The following is a 20,844-nucleotide window of genomic DNA, read 5'->3' on the forward strand; positions in this document are numbered from 1 at the left end:
CAGTTTTTAATTCAATCCTAACCATCCAATTTATAGAGAGAGGTGCCTTATTAAATGAAAACGCCATTACACCCCGTATGGGACCTGGAGTCCATTTTTAGTGGAGGTTCTTCCTCCGAGACATTTGCTGCGTATCTGATTGAACTGGAAGAGGATGTACGTAAACTGCAACATCTGTTGAACGAAACACCTGCACCGACTTCATTAGAAGAGACGGCTGTATTTGATCCCATTTTGGAACTGCTGCAAAGCTGTTATATCCGCGTATCGGAAGGTTCTGCGTTTGTATCCTGCCTCTCATCGCAAAACCAGAAGGACAAAAAGGCAACGCAGCTTCAGGGCGCAATCAGTTCTATTGCAGCGATGCTGAACGGCGGCAAATCGAAGTTCGATAATACACTCAGTCAGACATCGGATTTGGTGTGGGACGGTTGGATTGCTCGGGAAGATATTCAGCCGCTGGCATTTGTACTGAACGAGAGTCGCACGCTGGCACGTGAGAAGCTGTCGCCGGAACTGGAAGGTCTTGCTCTGGATCTGGGTGTGGATGGTTACCATGGTTGGGGCAAATTCTACAACACGATTGTCAGCAAGGTGAACATTCCATTTGAGCAAGATGGGGAAACGGTGATGCTCTCCGCAGGACAGGCTGCCAACAAGCTGAGCGATAGTGATCGGAATGTACGCGAGACGGTATTCGCAAACTGGGAGCAGGCTTGGACCGATGTCGAAGATTTCTGTGCAGATACACTGAACCACCTCGCAGGATTCCGTCTGAAGTTATATGAGAAACGTGGCTGGGATGATATCCTCAAAGAACCTCTGGCCATCAACCGGATGTCACGTCAGACACTGGATACGATGTGGGATGTGATTAATGGTGCGAAACCTGCGCTTGTTCAATATCTGGAGCGCAAGGCAGAACTGCTGGGGGTAGACAAGCTCAGCTGGAGCGACGTAGATGCACCTGTAGGTAAATCGAGTGGCAAAATCACTTACGATGAGGCAGCCATCAATATTGTTGAACAGTTTGCCAAGTTCAGTCCTAAACTTTCCTCGTTTGCAGAGATGGCTTTTGAGAAACGTTGGATCGAAGCAGAAGACCGTCCTGGCAAGCGTCCAGGCGGATTCTGTACGTCTTTGCCACTTAGCAAAGCAACCCGGATTTTCATGACCTTCTCTGGGACACCATCTAATGTGTCGACTCTTGCGCATGAACTTGGTCATGGATATCATCAACACATTATGGAAGAGTTGCCTGCATTGAATCAACGTTATGCGATGAATGTGGCTGAGACAGCATCCACGTTTGCTGAACTGATTGTAGCAGATGCCCTGGTGCAGGCGGCAACAGATGAGCAAGAGAAGCTGGCTTTGCTGGAAGACAAGATACAGCGAAGTGTGGCTTTCTTCATGAACATCCATGCCCGGTTCCTATTTGAGAATCGTTTCTATGAACAACGCAAAAAAGGGCTGGTCAACGCGGATGAATTATCCAAATTAATGGTGGAGGCGCAGCAGGAAGCATTCTGCGGTGTACTTGCATCAGATCATCCTCATTTCTGGGCATCCAAACTGCATTTCTATCTGACTGGTGTGCCATTCTATAATTTCCCATATACGTTTGGGTATATGTTCAGTGCGGGAATCTATGCGAGAGCACAGCAGGAAGGAACAGCATTTGCAGATAAATACGATGATTTGTTGCGGGATACAGGGCGTATGACGGTCGAAGAACTTGCTCAGAAACATCTGGGTACGGACCTGACACAACCGGAATTCTGGCAAAATGCTGCGGACTTGGTTATTGCCGATATTGAGCAGTTTCTACAGATGACAGCGACCGAAAAATAGGTTGAATATAATAGGTTGAATATATATGAAAGAGGCTGCAATCCCCTGTTAACAGACACGGGATTGCAGCCTTTTTTTGTACAGAATCCTCATTTTCGATTCGCGAAGATTTTGTCGTAATTAAGTGAAAAAGCTCAGTTTAAGGAAGTGAAATGGCAATTAATTGTGCAAATTATAGTTAGAAATACCCAACTTTGCCGTTGTTTGTTGAATGAGCACATATGATGTCATATAATGAGTCGTAAGTCCTTGATGTATAGGACTATAAGCATATAAGGAGAGTGTTAATATGAAAATTGATGAGCTTTCATTAGCGAGACAGTTGGATCTGGTATTCAAAGAACTTGATCATGAGTTATCAGGATTAGATTCAGGGGTAGTTTTTGTGCAAATACGAAACAACGTAATTGGGAAATTTGGTATTCGACATAATCCGATAGCTGGACGAGATGGGCAGATGGATGTGGAGGAAGGGGGGTTAAACGAAACCCAGAGAACTTCTTTCCGGGCAATGGCACTGGAGACGTTGAAATTCAAACGCAATTGGACGCATGGCGAAATATCGTACGACTTCACAGTAAGACAAGGTATGATTTTGGTAGATGCAACGATGGAGTCTAATTACAATATGGCGAGCCTGATGATTCGTTACCCTAGAACCAATACATACAAGGATTCAGATGTGGAGTCGACCTCATAATTATCTGCACAAGAGAAAGCGGCACTTCCGAAGAAGGCCGCTTTTTACTTTTGGATTGCTTAGGCTCAAGCAATAATTACGAGCTTACGAACGACCCGATAATTGCTGCTCAGCGATTTGTACCAGACGTTTAGTGATGTATCCACCCAGAGAACCTGTCTCACGAGAAGTATAGTTACCGTAGTAACCATCTTGTGGAATAGTTACACCCAGCTCTTGTGCAGCTTCAATTTTCAATTGTTGCAATGCTGCAGTTGCTTGGGGAACAACCAGGTTGTTGGAGCGGCTACCGCTACCTTGGTTTTGACCTCCGTACATATGTGTCACCTCCTTATGGCTTGGTGATGTTAGTATGGTTAGAGAATAAGGAAATATACATGATATGGCGTAAGGGAAAATATGGATAAATATCAGTGCACAGGACACATAAAAAAGCCGACCCGATGCGGGTCGACAAGTTGTATTTGGATATCAAAATATAGGGTGATATGCGTAAAAGCAAAATAGAGTATGATCAGCTCGTTTAGTCTGTAGGAGGTATAACCTCAATACGTGTAAATAACTCAACAGGCTGTTCCGGTTCCAAGCGAATCAACCCCGTTTGTTCATCCGATAAAGCCAAATTAGGTGCATCCGGGAGCCAAGTATACGGTTCAATGCACAAAAACTGATCGGATTCACCTTTGGTAAAGAGAACCCAATGTTTGAAAAATGCTTCATCTGCTGAATATTTCAATGTATATCCATCTTGCCTGCGTAAGTAAGCCGTAGCCGGTTCACCTTCGGTAGCTTTCAACAAAGTATCCCAGTTACGTCCCTGCAAATTGATGCCTTCGTTCAGAGCAGACCATTCACCCAGGGACTCCAATTCACCTGTCGGTAGTTGTTCTTCATTCTGTCCGTATATTCCGGAAACAGGCAGTTGCAGTGTCCAGTCGGCAGGTTTGCCGTCTAGCAAAAACCATGTATGATATCCCATCCCAAAAGGAGCAGGTGTTGAGCTCAGATTGGTGACTCGCAGACGCTGGCTAAATACAGCGTTTTGCAGACTGAACGTCATCTCAAGTTTCAGGGGAATCGGGAATTGAGCCATCCAATGCTCTTCATTTTCGGTCAGTAATTCAGTCGTAATTGCACAGCCGTCTTCATCTTCCTCAATGTCACTGACACACCAGGATTGGGTACGGTGGAGACCGTGAATATGGTTGTCATTCGCCGTGTTCTGATCGAACTGGTAACGAACGCCTTCATATTCGAATTGTCCACGATGAATGCGCCCTGGTGGAATTAGGAGAGGAACGCCAAAGTGGTACGGCTTCTGCAGATAAAAGGCAAGATCGTCTTCATCCGGACGGCGGACGACATCTCTGTCCTGCACTAAATCGCGAATAGAAATAATATTATTTCCAAGACGCGGCAGCAGGGTGATTTCCATTTCACGGCTATGTAGGATATACGTGTCGTAACCATTCCATTGGCCTTTGGTCACTTGTTTCATATCGATGCTCCTTTTCCCACTTGAAATCTGTCTGCAAGCAGTTGTGATGAAGCTACTGCTGCAGGCGTGTCGTTGTGTACATGCCAGCTATTTCCTGCGCTATTTCGTGTGAAGCAGGCAACAGGATAAGCAATTCCATCATAACAGATTTTGATGTCTCGGGTAAAAAAGTTCAACTCATTTTGACATTCGCGCCTGTGCGCATTAAGATGGAACTCTGAAAGCATTTATTAGAATTGAATGACATGAAATCGATGACAGGGATAAGTAGGCCAAGAGAATCCTCTTCAGAAAGCCGGTGGTTGATGTGAACCGGTGTGAGCTCTTTACCGAATGGACCCTTGAGTGTAGGTTTGAACAGGTTAAGCCAGAGATGGGCTTGCCCCACTAGAGTCTGCCGTATAATCCACGTTACGGAACAATGAAGGCATTTCTTCGGCATGACTTGATTCAGGGTCAGGAGCAATCGAAGAAAAGCGAATAAGGGTGGCACCACGGTCTCACGTCCCTTGCGGATGTGGGGCCTTTTTGCGTTCGCAGAGAATGGCAGGAGTTTTTTTATATACAATCAGGGAGGCGTTATGTGCAATGAAAACAGTACTTTCAGGTATTCAGCCAAGCGGTAAGCTCACTTTGGGCAACTATATTGGTGCAATCAAAAATTTTGTAAAACTCCAGCATGACTATCAATGTCATTTCATGGTGGTTGATCTTCATGCCATCACCGTGGCTCAGGAGCCAGCAGCATTGCGTGAACAGTCGGAAGCAGTAGCTGCACTGTTTATTGCAGCAGGTATTGATCCTTCGAAATCTAACGTATTTCTGCAATCCCATGTACCGCAGCACGCGGAATTGGGCTGGTTGATGACAACGCTGACCTCCATGGGTGAGCTAGAACGCATGACTCAGTTTAAGGATAAATCATCCGGTAAAGATTCCGTTGGTGCCGGACTGTTTGTGTATCCATCATTAATGGCGGCTGATATTTTATTATACAATGCTGACCTTGTACCAGTAGGTGAGGATCAGAAGCAGCATCTGGAACTGACACGTGATCTGGCAGGACGTTTTAACCACCGCTATGGGGAGTACTTTACCATTCCAGATCCGTATATCCCACAGGTGGGTGCACGGGTAATGTCACTTGATGATGCCTCTTCGAAGATGAGCAAAAGTAACCCTAATGCTGGCAGCTATATTGCCCTGCTGGATCCGCCGGATGTGATTCGCAAAAAAATCAGCCGTGCCACTACAGATTCGGGACGTGAAGTTGTATATGATCCGGCAAACAAACCGGAAGTCAGCAATCTGATGAGTATCTACGCTGAATGTGCAGGTATGACGCTTAAGGAAGTAGCTGAGCGTTATGAAGGCAAGATGTACGGTCCATTCAAAAAGGAACTGGCTGAAGTGGTTGTATCTGTAATTGAACCGCTACAACAACGATATAATGAGATTCGTGAATCTGGCGAATTGGCGGATGTTCTGGATACGTCAGCCCGTCGTGCAGAAGAAGTTGCTGCTCAAACGTTGGATGCAGTGAAAGAACGTATGGGATTTGTTCCGAGACGTAAACAGTAGTCCTGAACAAGATCTTCATTTCACGTAATGAATAGTTAACATGAATAAAGAGGAGCCCTATTGAAGGACTCCTCTTTATTTGTGCGTTCATTATTGAACTATTAAATGACCTGCTCAAGAAGTGGGCTCTGAAGTAGCCGAGCGAACTTCCTGACGTTCTTTTTTGGCACGAATCACAAATCCCCAGCCAATGTTGGCAATGGACAGGACAAACAGTAGTGCAGCAAACCAACCGGAGTAGGAGATCATAATTGCTGAAACCGTTAACAAGATAATCGAAGAGAATGCGAACCATAAGGATAAGCCTTTACTCATTGGGAAAAACCTCCATCTACAAATTTAGTAAAACTCCGTATAACCTTTAGCCTACGAGCCATAATAATCTTGCAAGCTTGCAATTACATTACAGACACAGATTGAAGGGAGATTATAAATATGGCTCAAGGATCTCGTTCTAACAACTTGGTGGTACCTCAGGCAAATTCAGCACTGCAACAATTGAAAATCGAGGCTGCACAGGAACTGGGTGTAACTATCCCACAAGACGGTTACTACGGTAACTACACTTCCCGTGAAACAGGATCTTTGGGTGGATATATCACCAAACGTCTGGTACAAATCGCTGAGCAGTCTCTGGCTGGGTCTGGCAAATAATTTATTTTAACCAACAGCAACAAAACAGGATAAACAGAAAGCCCGGGGCGGAAACGCTCCGGGCTTTCTCGCGTATCAGTTCCTATGTCTGATTGTGCCTTGCCATGCTCACTTCGTCAAGGGCGTGCAGATAAAAGTTTTTTATCCATTTTCTCATCGCTTAACCAGCCTACATAGGTATCAATCGTTTCAAAATTCCGATCCATCACAATTACAGCGACAAATGGATATTGTTTCCGGTGTCGATAACGTACATCTGCCCAGCGGACCTTGTAACCGGCAGGCAGTTCTTCAACCTCTGCCACCGCATAGGAGGTGAAATAGAGGAAGGCACTGACTTCCGGTGATTTGCGTGAAGCAGCAACGGCCGCATGAGTAGAAGACGAGGCGTGCAGACTCCATACCAGATTAGAACCATCCATTTTACCGATCACATAACTGCCGTCCTCAACCCGTTTAACCACATGCCAGCGGTTCCAGGATATCGTTGGAATGACGATGTATCTTGCCTGCTCTGGGCTGTTGTCGAGACGTCTAACTTTTCTGACCGCTTGTGCACGAGCAATCGTTCGCCAGATGTAATATAAACCGGTCAAACTATACAACGTAACGAAGAGTGGTGCAGGGGCGATCAGATCAAAGGCCCATAACAAGATAGCTATGACATGTGTAGTGAATAGAAACGGATCAAAAATATGAATGATGTTCCAGGCGATCCAGCGTTCCGTAAAAGGCCGGGCGGCTTGGGTTCCATAGGTGTTGAACAGATCGGTGAATACGTGAAAGCCTACGGCCACAGCGGTCCAGGTGGCAACGTGTCCAATAGGGACACCAGGGAATATCAGTGCAATGACGCCGGTGATGAGCAAAACCCATAACAGGAGAAATGGCAGAGAGTGTGACAAGCCCCGATGATTCCGAATGTAAAGCGAATTGCTTTTGAGACGTAACGCAGTATCGATGTCAGGGGCCTGGGAACCGGCGATCGTGCCAACCATTACCGCAGCTGCAAGCATGGGACTAGCCGCGACAACAGGATCGACATAAGCCAGACCAGCTAAACCAATCCCCATGACAAAATGTGTAGAGGTATCCATAAACGTCTCCTTTGTGTGGTGTATCGTTCTAAGGCATATTACTTCTCTATCTAGGTGATACCCATATATAGTGTATAATATCCGTCTGTCAGGATGCAAAACATCCCTAATTTCAAAGTTATGACAATTTCCTGTGCCATACCCAATAAATGTACGTAGTTTGTCAAACTATTTTGGCATTTCCTATGATAAACTTTATATCGAATACTGAGAAAAGTTGCGTCAGAGAATACGCGGTTGGTTATGTTACATAAATATTTATGGGCATTGTTCCTTTAAACCGTTACAATAATATAGAATCTCATAAAAAGTAGGTTTCTTTGAATACATATGTCACAGTAGATGGATAAAGCGAAACGAACGTGATTTTGGATTCACATATGTATGCGTATTCATAAGAGGAGATACAGAAGGGACGAGGAAAATGCTGAAAAAGTACAAATGGACATGGATGCTGCTCGGGCTCGCACTGATTATGGCTGTGTATCTGATGTGGGGCACCGTATTTGCCAGTAAGGAAAAATTACCCGAGATTCGTGAAATCCAATCCTTTTCTATGGAAAATGTAGATGGCAGTACAGTATCCCTGGAGGATACGCAAGGGAAAGTCCGCTTGTTCTACTTTTATTTCACCAGTTGTCCGGATGTCTGCCCTATTACGACCTTTACGTTATCCCAGGTGCAGGATCTGTTGAAAGAGGACGACACCTTTGGTAAAGATGTCTCATTTGTATCCATTTCATTCGACCCGAAAGTCGATACAAGAGAGAAGATTAAGACGTTTGCGGACCGCTTCCACGCGGATTATTCCGGATGGTACTTCTTGCGAGGGGATATGGACAAAACCAAACAGTTGGCCAGGGAATCATTCCAGATCCTGATCGATGGGGAGAGTAAGGATGATTTTGCCCATATGAACATGATCGGGCTGGTGGATGAGAACAACCAGCTGCGCAAGGTATATAACGCATTTAATACAGAGGACGTTGTGCCAGCTGTCATTGCCGAGGATATTCGCAATCTGATCAACGAATAATCATCTGATCATCATACTGTAAAGGCTGCCTTCAGGTTGGATACCAACCCAAAGGCAGCCTTTTGGTATTTCATTTTAAAAGGAAGGATGTTCAGGGTATTGGATGTATGTCTCTAACCCGGCTTTCTCCAGCTGGGCAATGATATACTCATCAGGTGTTCCTTCCACACCCGCATATCCTCGTCGTGTATACATCTGTACTGCATCCGGGAAAGCGTCCCGAAGTACACCTCTAATTTTTTTGCCGGAACTATCATTATCCATAAATAAAAAGACTTCATCGTAACCGACTTGCTTGCGCAGGGTCTCCAGCTTGAGGGAATTAAGTGTTCCAAACGTACATAGAATGTTGATTTCAGGTCCAACCAGACGTTTCAGTTTGCTTCGGTCATTCTTACCTTCCACAATGACATGAATAGGCATGATATTCACCTCTTGTTCGAGAGCTTATGTCGACATTCCCCGGGAAATGTTGCAGCGAAAATCGACTGATTATATAAAATGGACTCCTTTCTTTACACTGTTCACCACGCGGACAGGAGCGCCTCTGATTTCTAAATTCTTTTCACGTACTCAGGGTTTAATTTCTGATCAGGAGTGGCCGTTACGGTTACGGATCGTTCCTTCGATCGCTGTTGTCTCCAAATTTCTGATTAATTTTTAATAGGTTGAAATATGGAGACAAAGGCGAACGCTACCGCTTCTTCAAAATCGATTCCGTACCCTTCACTACTTCCAATGATCATACATACCCAATGATGGTATTCAAGAAAAAGATGAAATCTAAAGAAGGCGCTGATGATCCCTAGGCCGCTCCGTTCGTGTGTAAAACGTTAGTCCATTTTATATAGTTTAGCTGTAAATGGGGGAATGATGCAAAGCTAATGAAAATACTGGCCTAATTGCTGTCATAACAGTAGGGAAGAAGAGCTTGATACAGGCCTAATTCAATATACTTTTCGGGTCGGACAGGGGAGCTTCGCGTCTGGATGTATAGTATGGAAGCAGCAGCATACCAATCATTAATAAAACAAAGGCGATGAAATAGGGTGATAACCCGACACGAAGTTGCCCGGCTGTGATGGGGCCGATGAAAGAGCCGATGGAAGTGGCGATGGATTGCAGTGAGAATATTCGGCCTAACCTGCTTCCTCCGCTCAGACGGATAAATAGGGTTGCCATGGCTGGAAAGATGATGCCTTTGGACATCCCGAGTACAAATAATACGGTGGACAACGGAACCTGCGGAATGGCTGCCATCACAAAAAAACACAAGGACATTAACAGCACGCCCGCAACCAGACGCAGCTTGGGGGAATACCGGTTGAGGAATAACATGCTGAGTGTGAAGAGTGCCCCAATACTGATTATAGAGAACAGCAGTCCGGTAGACATGATGGACGATTGTCCTCCGCCCCGCAGGGGTAATTCGAAAAAGAGAATCCCTTGGGCACAGGCAATCACCAGAGGCAAGGCAAAGTATCGCCAGGACACCGGCAGGAATGCACTTGTGGCATCTGCTGGTGAAACGTCAGGTTTGGCAGGTTCAGTTACTCTCTCCTGCTGCTTGATGATACCGCGGGGCATGGTCATGAAAGCAATGACACCTGTGAGAATAAGCAGATAGCCCAGGCCTGAAAATGTAGCAGAGAATCCCATGGAACCCACAATGATCGCACCGGCTGCTGGCGATACCACAGACGCGAGGGTATGTACTACCCCGTGACCCGACATATACTTCCCCTGTTTCACCGGATCGCTGGATAACTGTGCAAGCAGGGCGAGACATGCAGGAGACAGGAAGGCCAGTACAAAACCGCTGATGGAACGCAGCGCCAGCAGTTGCCATGGTGTCTGGACATAGGCTTGCAGGAGCAGGATGAATCCTGCACCGAGCAGACTGAATACAATGTAGCGGCGACTACCATGTTTATCGATTTGTGTTCCAGCAATCAAATTGCCAGGAAGATGTGTTAAGGAATAGATGCCCATCATCCAGCCAATGAAAGTAGGGGCGGCTCCCAGCGAGATGGCAAAAGGAGTCAGAATGGGATACTGGGCGTGCAAATCAAATACGGCAAGGAACAAAAACAGGTATAGCCAGATGGCCGTTTTCACATAAGCCCCTCCTTGTTAAGCGATGCATGTTCAAACTACAGGTCTTGAACGTGTTCCCCGTTCGCCCGGCAGAACCTCATGGTACTACTTGTACGCCCGGCGGGACGAACTTAGACCGTTTATTTTTAAGGGAGAGGGCTTAGCTGACAGCAGCTTCGGAAATCATGTATAATATTCGGGAGTGTTACGAATGAATTCTAATACGGAAGGTGTAGTCATGAACATAGAAGTAATCAAAGAGTTTGTGATGCAGAACTGGCTGGTGATCGTGGTTGCATTGATCCTATTGTTCTTTGTTCTGAATGTGGTCAAAACCGTATTGAAATGGGCGATTGCCATCATCATTATTGCGGCTCTACTGATATACAGCGGCATCTCCATTGATCAGATCAAACAGACAGTGACAGACGTACAATCCAGCACGATGGACACATTGAAGAAGGAAGCAACCAGCATGATGCTTAAGGAAGCTTCCAAAGCGAAATACGTCAAAGGACAGGATGGAGCGTTCACCATCACAAGTCCCAATGTGGAGATTAAAGGCAGAACTCAATCGGATAAAGTCGATGTAACCTTCCGCGGAATTTCACTTGGCGAATGGAAACTCGACAATGAAACCATACGTACGTTTGTCGAACAGGCACAGGAGAACAAAACAGCACCAGCATCGTAGTAAAGGGGGAATCGGTACGTGCTGCAGAATTGGCTGGACAGCCTGAAGGAATTGAATGGCATCACGATTATGCTGTTGCTGATTGTGGCTGCTTCATTATTGCAGGGTTGGTCCAGAGGGGCTTCGCGTTCAGCAGGCAGACTCTTTGGGTTCCTGATGGATGGCATTATGGCGGTCATTGGTATTCTGTTGTCGATCGGTTTAACATTGTGGCTTGCACCATATGTACAGCAGTGGCTGTCTGAGTATGCTTCTGCCATGCCTAATCGTGAGTTGAACCGGTGGGAACAGATGTATTATACGTTGGTTACGGCGATTGCAGATTTTCCACTAATGCGGTTCGCTGTATTATTTGTATTAAGCTATGGACTCATCCGACTGATTCTCGGGTTTCTCTCTTCATTTATTTTTAACAGCAGGCAGGGGTCAGCCGAGGAAAGTGCGCCTAAAGGTATGTTTAGTCGGTTGACGGGTGCATTAATTGGCACGATCATAGGCTCCGTCCGCGGAATGATTGTCATTGCGGTTTTGTTCATGATTGTCAGTCTTTATCCCGGGAGTATGTTCAGCCGATATGTGGAGGCATCTCCGATCTATATGCAAGGGGCCAAATCGGTTATCGAACCGTTGTCTGGAACGTTTATCAAGGACAAGCTTCCCGTATTTACGCAGGCTGTGCAGAAGGAACTGGGCGGCATCCTGCAACGCAAATATGAAGTTATCGACCATAATATTCCGACGGACATTGAATCTGCAGCGAGTGAGATTGTCAAAGGCCAATCGACAGATGAAGCCAAAGCAAGAGCACTATACGACTGGGTAGGTTCACGTATTCAGTATGACTATGGTAAAGTGGATGACTATGAGCAAAAGGGCATATGGCATGAACAGAATCCGCAGAATACTTTTGATACACGCAAAGGTGTATGTATTGATTATGCCCGTCTCTATGCCGTGATGGCCCGTTCACAAGGACTTGAAGTCAAAGTTGTTACAGGACTTGGTTATAACGGCCAGGGAGGGTACGGTCCGCATGCGTGGAATGAGGTGTATTTGAGTGATTCCGAGAGCTGGGTTCCGCTTGACCCGACATGGGCAATCAGTGGAGACTGGTTTAATCCTCCGAATTTTGCCGACACCCATCTAAAGGATCAGTCAGCTTAACATTACAACGGACATGGGTCCGGAATATGACGACGTTGCCAGGTTATCATGCCGCGAAGAACCAGTTTGAGCGGTATGCATCAAGTCATGAAAGAGGTAGGATGGATGAAAAAACATTCCAATGAGAAGGATGAACTTACAGACAAACGGCGCTTCAGTTACCGAATGAACGTATTTTTCTTCGCTTCCTTTGTTATTTTTAGCGTTATTATTGTACGCTTGGCCTTTTTGCAATTCGTGGAAGGGCCTGAACTCAGTCAGGAAGAAGCAAGTAACATTACCAAGGATGTACCACTTCCTCCTGTGAGAGGCACGATCTATGATTCCACAGGTGAGGTGAAGCTGGCTTATTCCAAGCCCATTCAGTCTCTCTACCTGACACTGTATAAAAACTATGGGGATGTTGATGGGAAACCGAGTCCTAACATAGGGGAAGTGCAGGATATTGCAACCCGGTTGCATGATGTATTTGAACAGTACAAGCTGAAGGATTCAGAGTCACTTACAGTGGAGAAAATTATTGAAGAGATGGACTTGAACTCCCGCAAAGCGAACGGTTTTATGCCGCGTCTGATCAAGAGTGATCTGTCCGAGGGAGAAGTCGCTTATTTCCTGCAACATAAGGATGAGTTCAAAGGTATTCAGATCGTCGAGGAGAGTGTACGATTCTACGATCCGGATACGGTAGCGGTTCAGACAATCGGTTATCTGAAGAAGTTCAGAAGTTCGAAGTCCTTGGACAAATACAAAGAGGTGGACGAGGCCAATAAAACGCAAACGGATCCGGGCCTGGTGTATACGGAGAATGAATTTGTAGGCTTTGATGGACTGGAACTGCAATATCAGGATGCTCTCCGCGGCAAAAGCGGATATACATCCGTTGATGTTGATTTGCGTAATTTGCCTGAAGGTGTAGCAGGTTCTACCCCGCCGCAGAAAGGTTACGACCTGATTTCCAGCATTAACAAGAACGTTCAGGTGAAAACAGAACAGGCCATTCTGGATCAGTTGAGTTGGCTTCATCGGAATCAGGTTTCCGGTCGATTGCATCCAAATGCCAAGACCGGATTTGCGGTTGCGATGGAAGTGGATACGGGGAAAATCGTATCTGCTGCCAGTATGCCAGATTATGATACCAACATCTGGAGAACAGGCAGTATCACAAATGATCAGTATGATGATATCAAATATGTGTATCAAAATGGTACGATTCGTTCATTCCCTCCGGATGACTCTAAAAAGCGAGCTGAATCGATCGTGTTACTCGGTTCCACCATCAAACCGCTTAGTGTCTTGATCGGTTTGAAAGAAGGTTTCTTCACTACCAATACGGTTTATTCGGATAGAGGTTCAACGACCTTTGGTGGGGACAATCGCAGAGTGCAGAACTCATCAGGGCATGTGTATGGTGCAATGTATCCTCGTGATGCGATTCGTCATTCCTCGAACGTATTCATGATTGATGAGATTGGGAAGAAGATGTACTCAAAATACGGTGCGACCGGAATTGACAAATGGGATGAATACATGAAGCAGTTCGGCCTTGGGGTATCTACAGGGGTTGATCTGCCGAATGAATTCCTGGGCATACGGGATTACATGAACGACACGGAAAGCTCGTTGACTCGTCTCGTGTATGGTTCCTTTGGACAGCAGGGAAAATACACAACCATGCAGTTAGCACAGTACACGACAATGCTGGCGAACAAAGGAAAGCGGATGGAGCCACAACTGGTTAGAGAGTTCCGGGATTCGGAAGGCAACGTGGTCGAGAAAGTAAAACCGAAGGTACTCAGCACGGTGGAGTTTAACGATGCCTACTGGAATGAAGTACAACGAGGCATGGCAACCGAGGTATCTGCATTTAGCGGATTCCCTTATGACTTTGCCAGAAAAACAGGAACATCGACACAGGTAGTAGGCGGTAAACTGGTGGATAACGGTGTATTTATCGCCTATGCACCACGTAATAATCCAAAGCTTGCTGTCGCTGTGGTTATCCCCGAAGGGGGCTTTGGATCGAGCAGTGCGGCTCCGGTTGCACGTGCGATCTTCGATGCCTATGACGAGGAATTCGGTCTCGACGGTGTACCGAAAAAGGACAAAAATAAAGATTCAGAATCGGAATCAGACACACAGTGATGTGAGGCATTGGTTACAGAGGGGACCCTTCATGGGTCCTCTTTTTTTGTTTTTACGTGGAGAATGGATCGTAAGAGTGAACTAATTAGTTGCATTAATATGTAACCATATGAGCTGTACCACGTTTATATAAAGGAAGGGTAAACGCGATCTGGGGAACGGGATAACGTTGATATGTCAGTGTTTACATTGGGATCGGTAGATTGGGTAGTGTAACGGTTCTGTTTACGAAAATGTAACCAAATATTGAAAGACGTGGCAGCTAACCTTTGGTAGACTTGTATGAGAAAGGATTAAATATCGGATTGAACACGTTCACAAGACGGATTAAATATTTTATTTTTATAGAGGAACGGGAGAGGCTTATAACATGTTTAACCGATTGAGGAAGAAACCCATGACTGAGGAAGATACACCCGTCAACAAGCCTTCCACCGCAAGGCTGAACCTGTTTTTTTTCGCGGCTTTTGTCATATTCAGTATCCTTATTTTCAGATTAGCCTTTGTGCAATTTGTGGAGGGTCCTGAACTGACGTATATGGAAACGAGTCGTAATACCAAAGACATTCCACTCGCACCTGTTCGTGGTCCCATCTATGATGCGACAGGGGAAGTCGCGCTCGCTTATTCCGAACCTGTACAGTCCCTGTATGTGCTGTTGTATGAGGATTATCGGAATGATGAACGTAGACAGGAAGCAGAGGAACTGGCTCATGATCTGGCGGCTGTGTTTAAGCAGTTTAATCCAGGGGACAAAGAGCAGCCGGACGCGGAAGAGATCATCAAACGATTGGATCTGGATTACCAGAAAACGTTCGGGTATGTGCCGAGGCTTGTGAAGTCGGATCTATCGACCAAAGAAATTGCCTTTTTCATGGAGAAAAAAGCAGATTATCCAGGGGTTATGGTGCTGGAAGAAAACATAAGAAAATATGACCCGGATGGTGTAGCCGTTCAGGTTGTGGGTTACACTAGAGAGTTCAAGCGAGCACCAGATTCCATTGCCAAATATAAGGCCATCCGCGAGGGGGCAAGTACCCAGCGTGATCCTGGTCTTTTGTACCATGAAGAAGAGAAGGTTGGCTTCGATGGGCTGGAGCTTCAATACCAGGAAGAACTCCGTGGACGAAGTGGATATCAGTCCATTGATATTGACGCACGTAATCTGCCAGATGGAACGATGTTACAAACACCACCGGAGAAAGGCTACAGTCTGGTCTCCACCATTAACAAGGAAATTCAGATGGCCGCACAAGAAGCAATAACGGACGAATTGCGCAGACTCCCTAAGGCAATTACCGGATACGCAGTAGCCATGGAAGTGGATACGGGGAATGTGGTGGCTATGGCGAGTATGCCGGATTATGATCCGAACGATTGGGATTATGACAAAATCAAATATGTGTTCCGGAATGGAACCACCGAGTCGTTCCCACCGAATGATGCCAAGCCTAGTCGGGCGGAATCCGTTGTACTTCTTGGATCAGTAATCAAGCCGCTAAGTGTGCTTATTGGATTGAAAGAGGGATTATTTACAGCAGGAGAGACCTATCATGATCAGGGATATGCGGTTTTGGGGAAAGACGGACGACAAGTGAAGAACTCGCATTCTGCTTATAATGGTTCTATTACGGCGAGAAGAGCGATTGAGAAATCCTCCAATGCCTTCATGATTGATATGGTGGGTAAACGTTTGTTACGTAATTATGGCTCAGAGAAAGGCATCGATGTCTGGCACAAACACATGCAGGAATTTGGCTTGGGTGTGTCCACTGGTGTAGATCTGCCTAATGAATTTCTGGGTAGGCTTGAATATAATAATAAAGACGAATCAGCTCTAACACGTTTGGCGTTTGCCTCGTTTGGACAGCAAGCCAAGTACACCACCATGCAACTCGCCCAGTACACGACCATGCTTGCCAATAAGGGCAAACGGATGGAACCACATCTGGTGAAGGAAATCCGTGACGCGGACGGAAATGTGGTGAAAGAGATCAAACCTAAAGTGCTCAATGAAGTTGATTTTGCCGATGCGCACTGGAATGAAGTGCACAAAGGTATGGTTACCAAAGTAAGTTCATTTGACGGTTTCCCATACGATTATGCACGGAAAACAGGAACATCAGAGCAGGGGACCGGACCGAACAAAAAAGAGAATGGTGTATTTATTGCTCTTTGCACCACGAGATAATCCGAAGCTTGCTGTCGCTGTTGTTGTACCGGAAGGTGGGTTCGGGTCAGTCAGTGCTTCACCAATAGCACGGAAAATTTTCGATGCATATGATGAAGTGTATGGTCTCGATGGAACGCCGAAAGGTAAGAAAGACGAAGGGAAAGACAATGAGTAATGCAAAAGAACCTGGCGGAACTTGGCTCTTTTACCATCGTGACCAGAAAGTTAATGAAGTGAATTAAAAATATTTGGACAGGCAGGGGAAATAATCCCTTGCCTTTTTTTTTGGCTTCGGATAAAATTTGCACAAGGGAAACATTATTAGTCTTGATTAAAACTTAATACCTTGTACAACAAAATTAGATGTAGACAAGTATTTTAGGAGAGGGAAAGGGGACGGTTGAATTGTTAATGGTGAAAATGAGGAGTATTCAGAGGGGGTTCATCACGCTAGCGGCTCTGGTTCTGGTTGTTGTACTTACGGCATGTTCCAGTGATGCAGAGACAAGCAGTGGTGGCAAGCTGCAAGTAACCGCTACAACGGGAATGATCGCTGACGTAGCACGTGAGGTAGGCGGGGCATATGTTGATGTTACCGGGCTAATGGGCCCGGGAGTTGATCCCCACTTGTACAAGGCATCCCAAGGTGATATTCGCAAGCTGGAACAAGCAAAAGTCATTTTCTATAATGGACTGCATCTCGAAGGCAAAATGACAGACATTTTGGAGAAAATGTCCTCAAGCAAGCTGGTTACTGCTGTTACAGAGACTATTCCAGTTGAGGAGTTACACTCAGGCAAAGATACAGGCGGCACCGAATATGATCCACACGTCTGGTTTAACGTCAGCCACTGGATGCATGCGGCAGAAGCTGTACGTGATACACTCGTGAAGGCGGACCCGGACCATGCTGAAGAGTACAGGGCTCAGGCAGAGGCATATCTGGCGAAGCTCGAAGCACTGGATGCCGAGGTGCGCGAGAAGATTCTGGAGATTCCGGAAGCAAGCCGGGTATTGGTTACGGCGCATGACGCATTTGGATATTTCGGTCAGGCTTATGGCATGAAAGTGATGGGGCTTCAGGGCATCAGTACAGCAGCCGAATACGGTGCAAAAGATGTTAGCGAACTGCGGGATTATCTCGTAGATAACCATATCAAAGCAGTATTTGTTGAATCGAGTGTGCCTGCAAAAGCGATGGAAGCCATCATTGCCGGAGCAGCTCAAAAAGGACATACGGTCAGCATTGGTGGAGAACTGTTCTCGGATGCCATGGGGGCTGAGGGAACGGAAGAAGGCACATACATCGGTATGATTCGCCACAATGTTGAGACGATTGTAGAAGCACTGAAATAATGAATCACATGAAGAGAGGAGTTACAGGATTATGGAAGATACAACTTTATTGAAACAAACTCCTACGAAACTGAACAATAGTCACTTGCAGGGAACGCAGCCAACATCGGCTCCTCTCAGTGTGAGGGATCTGGCTGTTGCGTATCACAAAAAGCCAGTGCTTAGCAGCGTATCCTTCGATATTCCGGAAGGACAGCTCATCGGTATTCTTGGCCCAAATGGCGCAGGGAAATCTACTCTGATCAAAGCTGTGCTAGGACTGGTGCCGAAGATGCATGGAGAGGTACGGATCTTCGGACAATCGTACAGGGAACAACGTCGCCGCATCGGTTATGTGCCCCAACGGGAATCGGTGGACTGGGATTTTCCAACGCATGCACTCGATGTGGTGATGATGGGACGGTATGGTCATCTAGGATGGTTCCGTCGTCCGGGGAAAAAGGAGCGAGACCTGGCGGCACACTGCCTGGAGCAAGTCGGCATGGGTGATTACATGTACCGCCAGATCAGTCAGCTGTCCGGTGGACAGCAGCAACGTGTCTTTCTGGCGCGGGCACTCGTGCAAGACGCAGATCTGTATTTCATGGATGAGCCGTTTGCAGGTGTGGATGCCACCACAGAGAAAGCGATCATTTCGCTTTTGGAACAGTTGAAGAAACAAGGCAAAACGGTACTGGTTGTTCACCATGATCTGGCGACAGTCGAGGAATACTTCGACCATGTGCTGCTGCTCAATGGACGACTGGTGGCAGGTGGGCCGACAAGTGAAGTATTTGTACCGGATACATTGCAAGAGACGTACGGAGGCCGGATTGCGATGATCGGAAGCCGGACGGAGAAAGGCCAGGTGTAGTGCATGTGGAACTGGATCGTTGCCATCTTATCTGACCCCAATACACGTTGGATATTACTTGGCTGTCTGTTGCTGGGATTCAGTAGCGGAATTATTGGCTCCTTCACCTTTCTTCGCAAGCAGAGCCTGATGGGGGATACCCTCGCTCATGCTGCTCTGCCCGGGATCTGTATTGCATTTATGTTGACGGAAACAAAGTCGGTCGGATTATTCCTGTTCGGTGCTCTGGTGGCTGGTATTGTCGCTACCTTCGGAATCTCGTGGATTACGCGCTACTCCCGAATCAAGCAGGATGCAGCGATGGGAATTGTGCTTACCGTATTTTTCGGGATTGGTGTAGTGATGCTGACGCGCATCCAGCATGGGGCGAGCGGAAGCCAAAGCGGACTTGATAAATATTTGTTTGGGCAGGCGGCATCCATGGTCATGACGGATGTGTATGTCATGGGAGGCGTATGTCTCGTATTACTGATTGCCTGTCTGGCCTGGTTCAAGGAATTCAAACTGGTGAGTTTTGACCCGGGATTTGCACGTGGTATGGGTCTGCCAGTTGCCATGTTAGAGCAGTTCATTCTGCTCTTGACAGTGATCGCGGTGGTTGCAGGAATTCAGGCCGTTGGTGTGGTGCTTGTTGCAGCCTTGCTGGTAACTCCAGCAGCAGCGGCACGGTGCTGGACCGACTCACTTGCACTGATGGTGGTATTGGCAGGCATATTTGGTGCATTGAGTGGTGCAACAGGCACGATCTTCAGTACGCTTGTACCTAATCTGCCGACAGGACCTGTAACCGTTCTTGCGGCTACGGTGTTATTTGCCGGGTCAGCCTTGCTGGCTCCGCGTCGTGGATTGTTAGCTCGACGGTTGCGCAGTATTCAGGCGAAGTCCGCATATATGCGTGAAGAGCGAGCTACACTTCAGACTCTCGCCACACAGCGAAATCAAGAGGAACGGGGGGAGATGTAATGGCAACGTTTTGGATTATCTTGACGGCCGTACTGGTTTCTTCTGCCTGCGCCATCCTCGGTTGTTTCCTGATCCTGCGGCGAATGGCTCTGGTCGGTGATGCGATCAGCCATGCGGTCCTGCCCGGTATTGCGATTGCTTTCCTGTGGAGCGGTTCCAGAGATTCATTATGGATGCTGCTCGGCGCAACGGTGTTTGGATTACTGACGGTGTTCTTCATACAGAGTTTGCAGGCAGGTGGACTGTCGTCTGATGCCTCGATCGGAATTGTGTTCACAGCACTTTTCGCAGTAGGTGTTATTCTGATTAGTCTGAACGCCCAGCATATTGATCTTGATCTGGACTGTGTCTTGTTTGGTGAGATCGCTTATGTACAGTGGGACACACTAACCCTTGGAGGTACGGATGTCGGTCCGAGGGCAGTCTGGATGCTGGGTATCACTTTGCTGGTCATCCTCGTCGTTATTGGGCTGTTCTACAAACAGTTCAAGCTATGTGCCTTCGATCCGGCGCTGGCTGCAGCCTGCGGCATTCCAGTAGTGCTGTTCCACTATCTGCTCATGGGACTCGTTTCTATGACGTCCGTAGCTTCATTTGAAAGTGTTGGTTCGATTCTCGTTGTGGGCATGCTGATTGTACCTGCGGCGACGGCTTACCTGCTTACAGATCGTCTGGGCAAAATGATTCTTTACGCCGTCCTAATCGGAGCAGCATCCTCGGTTGGAGGTTACATCATGGCATACGCCCTGGATGCTTCCATTGCGGGCTGTATGGTAGCTGTTGCTGGAATTCTGTTTGTTCTTGCACTGCTGCTGTCACCGAAACATGGCATCGTATTCCGTTATGCTCGTCGCAAATTCGCGGCACGTTAATTCATAGAGATTGTTAGCCGCCTGCTTTGCAGGCGGTTTTTTTGATTGGACTGTGAACGAAGAAAAATTCAATAGCAGCCCCTCCTGCTGGAGTGAGCTGCTATGAGGAT

Annotated in this window: 18 protein-coding genes, 1 pseudogene and 1 other annotated feature; of the genes and pseudogenes, 13 read left to right on the forward strand and 6 right to left on the reverse strand. The window is 46.7% G+C overall.

What is annotated here, in order from left to right; all coding sequences use genetic code 11:
• Positions 1 to 54: 54 nt before the first annotated feature.
• Entirely contained in the window at positions 55 to 1,854 is a 1,800-nt protein-coding gene (locus QF041_RS25905; protein WP_307416163.1) for a M3 family oligoendopeptidase, read from the forward strand.
• Between the two features lie 289 nt (positions 1,855 to 2,143).
• The gene (locus QF041_RS25910; protein WP_237178528.1) at positions 2,144 to 2,554 is read left to right on the forward strand and encodes an O-methyltransferase; all 411 of its coding nucleotides are present in this window, start codon (positions 2,144 to 2,146) and stop codon (positions 2,552 to 2,554) included.
• An 84-nt stretch (positions 2,555 to 2,638) separates the two neighbouring features.
• On the opposite strand, the gene QF041_RS25915 is transcribed toward QF041_RS25910, so the two are convergent.
• Both QF041_RS25915 and QF041_RS25920 read right to left on the reverse strand, forming a co-directional pair.
• Positions 2,639 to 2,872, reverse strand: a complete 234-nt coding sequence (locus QF041_RS25915; protein ID WP_017692382.1) for an alpha/beta-type small acid-soluble spore protein — start codon at positions 2,870 to 2,872, stop codon at positions 2,639 to 2,641.
• 205 nt (positions 2,873 to 3,077) lie between these two features.
• Positions 3,078 to 4,052, reverse strand: a complete 975-nt coding sequence (locus QF041_RS25920) for an aldose 1-epimerase (protein WP_307416166.1) — start codon at positions 4,050 to 4,052, stop codon at positions 3,078 to 3,080.
• 245 nt (positions 4,053 to 4,297) lie between these two features.
• Positions 4,298 to 4,565 (forward strand) — a binding site (T-box leader).
• 75 nt (positions 4,566 to 4,640) lie between these two features.
• On the opposite strand from QF041_RS25920, the gene trpS reads away from it, so the two are divergent.
• Positions 4,641 to 5,633 carry a tryptophan--tRNA ligase gene (gene trpS, locus QF041_RS25925; protein ID WP_036605729.1) on the forward strand — a complete coding sequence of 331 codons (993 nt, stop codon included), beginning with the start codon at positions 4,641 to 4,643 and terminating at the stop codon, positions 5,631 to 5,633.
• A gap of 114 nt (positions 5,634 to 5,747) precedes the next feature.
• Here trpS and QF041_RS25930 read toward each other — a convergent pair whose 3' ends face one another.
• Positions 5,748 to 5,948, reverse strand: a complete 201-nt coding sequence (locus tag QF041_RS25930; protein WP_307416167.1) for a hypothetical protein — start codon at positions 5,946 to 5,948, stop codon at positions 5,748 to 5,750.
• Positions 5,949 to 6,068: 120 nt separating this feature from the next.
• On the opposite strand from QF041_RS25930, the gene QF041_RS25935 reads away from it, so the two are divergent.
• Positions 6,069 to 6,287, forward strand: coding sequence for an alpha/beta-type small acid-soluble spore protein (locus tag QF041_RS25935; protein ID WP_017692386.1), 219 nt, complete (start codon positions 6,069 to 6,071; stop codon positions 6,285 to 6,287).
• A gap of 116 nt (positions 6,288 to 6,403) precedes the next feature.
• Here QF041_RS25935 and QF041_RS25940 read toward each other — a convergent pair whose 3' ends face one another.
• Positions 6,404 to 7,384 carry a metal-dependent hydrolase gene (locus tag QF041_RS25940; protein ID WP_036605731.1) on the reverse strand — a complete coding sequence of 327 codons (981 nt, stop codon included), beginning with the start codon at positions 7,382 to 7,384 and terminating at the stop codon, positions 6,404 to 6,406.
• A 424-nt stretch (positions 7,385 to 7,808) separates the two neighbouring features.
• Between QF041_RS25940 and QF041_RS25945 the strand changes: the two genes are divergently transcribed.
• Complete coding sequence (locus QF041_RS25945; RefSeq protein WP_307416169.1) at positions 7,809 to 8,420, forward strand: SCO family protein; 612 nt, start codon at positions 7,809 to 7,811, stop codon at positions 8,418 to 8,420.
• A gap of 75 nt (positions 8,421 to 8,495) precedes the next feature.
• On the opposite strand, the gene QF041_RS25950 is transcribed toward QF041_RS25945, so the two are convergent.
• Both QF041_RS25950 and QF041_RS25955 read right to left on the reverse strand, forming a co-directional pair.
• Positions 8,496 to 8,843: a toprim domain-containing protein gene (locus QF041_RS25950; RefSeq protein WP_062837991.1), complete on the reverse strand. Its 348-nt coding sequence runs from the start codon at positions 8,841 to 8,843 to the stop codon at positions 8,496 to 8,498.
• Positions 8,844 to 9,362: 519 nt separating this feature from the next.
• Positions 9,363 to 10,538 carry an MFS transporter gene (locus QF041_RS25955; protein WP_307416171.1) on the reverse strand — a complete coding sequence of 392 codons (1,176 nt, stop codon included), beginning with the start codon at positions 10,536 to 10,538 and terminating at the stop codon, positions 9,363 to 9,365.
• Positions 10,539 to 10,728: 190 nt separating this feature from the next.
• Here QF041_RS25955 and QF041_RS25960 point away from each other — a divergent pair, with 190 nt between their 5' ends.
• The 8 genes and pseudogenes from QF041_RS25960 (at position 10,729) to QF041_RS25995 (ending at position 20,734) form a co-directional block, all read left to right on the forward strand.
• Entirely contained in the window at positions 10,729 to 11,211 is a 483-nt protein-coding gene (locus QF041_RS25960) for an ATPase (RefSeq protein ID WP_307416172.1), read from the forward strand.
• 18 nt (positions 11,212 to 11,229) lie between these two features.
• Positions 11,230 to 12,375, forward strand: a complete 1,146-nt coding sequence (locus tag QF041_RS25965) for a transglutaminase domain-containing protein (protein WP_307416173.1) — start codon at positions 11,230 to 11,232, stop codon at positions 12,373 to 12,375.
• A gap of 105 nt (positions 12,376 to 12,480) precedes the next feature.
• Complete coding sequence (locus QF041_RS25970; RefSeq protein WP_307416175.1) at positions 12,481 to 14,517, forward strand: peptidoglycan D,D-transpeptidase FtsI family protein; 2,037 nt, start codon at positions 12,481 to 12,483, stop codon at positions 14,515 to 14,517.
• A gap of 370 nt (positions 14,518 to 14,887) precedes the next feature.
• Positions 14,888 to 16,865, forward strand: a pseudogene (locus tag QF041_RS25975) (peptidoglycan D,D-transpeptidase FtsI family protein).
• 236 nt (positions 16,866 to 17,101) lie between these two features.
• Positions 17,102 to 18,046: a metal ABC transporter solute-binding protein, Zn/Mn family gene (locus tag QF041_RS25980; RefSeq protein ID WP_307417054.1), complete on the forward strand. Its 945-nt coding sequence runs from the start codon at positions 17,102 to 17,104 to the stop codon at positions 18,044 to 18,046.
• 31 nt (positions 18,047 to 18,077) lie between these two features.
• Positions 18,078 to 18,899 (forward strand): metal ABC transporter ATP-binding protein, encoded by an 822-nt coding sequence (locus QF041_RS25985; RefSeq protein WP_235193917.1) that lies wholly within the window; start codon positions 18,078 to 18,080, stop codon positions 18,897 to 18,899.
• A gap of 3 nt (positions 18,900 to 18,902) precedes the next feature.
• Positions 18,903 to 19,862: a metal ABC transporter permease gene (locus QF041_RS25990; RefSeq protein WP_307416176.1), complete on the forward strand. Its 960-nt coding sequence runs from the start codon at positions 18,903 to 18,905 to the stop codon at positions 19,860 to 19,862.
• Positions 19,862 to 20,734, forward strand: coding sequence for a metal ABC transporter permease (locus QF041_RS25995; protein WP_047841304.1), 873 nt, complete (start codon positions 19,862 to 19,864; stop codon positions 20,732 to 20,734). Before QF041_RS25990 ends, QF041_RS25995 begins: the two co-directional genes overlap by 1 nt.
• Positions 20,735 to 20,844: the final 110 nt, after the last annotated feature.

Origin of the sequence: Paenibacillus sp. W2I17, assembly GCF_030815985.1 — a bacterium.
In the GTDB taxonomy this organism is placed as follows: domain Bacteria; phylum Bacillota; class Bacilli; order Paenibacillales; family Paenibacillaceae; genus Paenibacillus.

What these genes read in the sequence shown, in the direction of transcription:
- QF041_RS25985 (WP_235193917.1), top strand. Translation starts at nt 18,078, where the DNA reads ATGGAAGATACAACTTTATTGAAACAAACTCCTACGAAACTGAACAAT.
- QF041_RS25905 (WP_307416163.1), top strand. Translation starts at nt 55, where the DNA reads ATGAAAACGCCATTACACCCCGTATGGGACCTGGAGTCCATTTTTAGT.
- QF041_RS25980 (WP_307417054.1), top strand. Translation starts at nt 17,102, where the DNA reads ATGGTGAAAATGAGGAGTATTCAGAGGGGGTTCATCACGCTAGCGGCT.
- trpS (WP_036605729.1), top strand. Translation starts at nt 4,641, where the DNA reads ATGAAAACAGTACTTTCAGGTATTCAGCCAAGCGGTAAGCTCACTTTG.
- QF041_RS25970 (WP_307416175.1), top strand. Translation starts at nt 12,481, where the DNA reads ATGAAAAAACATTCCAATGAGAAGGATGAACTTACAGACAAACGGCGC.
- QF041_RS25935 (WP_017692386.1), top strand. Translation starts at nt 6,069, where the DNA reads ATGGCTCAAGGATCTCGTTCTAACAACTTGGTGGTACCTCAGGCAAAT.
- QF041_RS25950 (WP_062837991.1), bottom strand. Translation starts at nt 8,843, where the DNA reads ATGCCTATTCATGTCATTGTGGAAGGTAAGAATGACCGAAGCAAACTG.
- QF041_RS25920 (WP_307416166.1), bottom strand. Translation starts at nt 4,052, where the DNA reads ATGAAACAAGTGACCAAAGGCCAATGGAATGGTTACGACACGTATATC.
- QF041_RS25995 (WP_047841304.1), top strand. Translation starts at nt 19,862, where the DNA reads ATGGCAACGTTTTGGATTATCTTGACGGCCGTACTGGTTTCTTCTGCC.
- QF041_RS25945 (WP_307416169.1), top strand. Translation starts at nt 7,809, where the DNA reads ATGCTGAAAAAGTACAAATGGACATGGATGCTGCTCGGGCTCGCACTG.
- QF041_RS25910 (WP_237178528.1), top strand. Translation starts at nt 2,144, where the DNA reads ATGAAAATTGATGAGCTTTCATTAGCGAGACAGTTGGATCTGGTATTC.
- QF041_RS25930 (WP_307416167.1), bottom strand. Translation starts at nt 5,948, where the DNA reads ATGAGTAAAGGCTTATCCTTATGGTTCGCATTCTCTTCGATTATCTTG.
- QF041_RS25990 (WP_307416176.1), top strand. Translation starts at nt 18,903, where the DNA reads ATGTGGAACTGGATCGTTGCCATCTTATCTGACCCCAATACACGTTGG.
- QF041_RS25915 (WP_017692382.1), bottom strand. Translation starts at nt 2,872, where the DNA reads ATGTACGGAGGTCAAAACCAAGGTAGCGGTAGCCGCTCCAACAACCTG.
- QF041_RS25940 (WP_036605731.1), bottom strand. Translation starts at nt 7,384, where the DNA reads ATGGATACCTCTACACATTTTGTCATGGGGATTGGTTTAGCTGGTCTG.
- QF041_RS25960 (WP_307416172.1), top strand. Translation starts at nt 10,729, where the DNA reads ATGAATTCTAATACGGAAGGTGTAGTCATGAACATAGAAGTAATCAAA.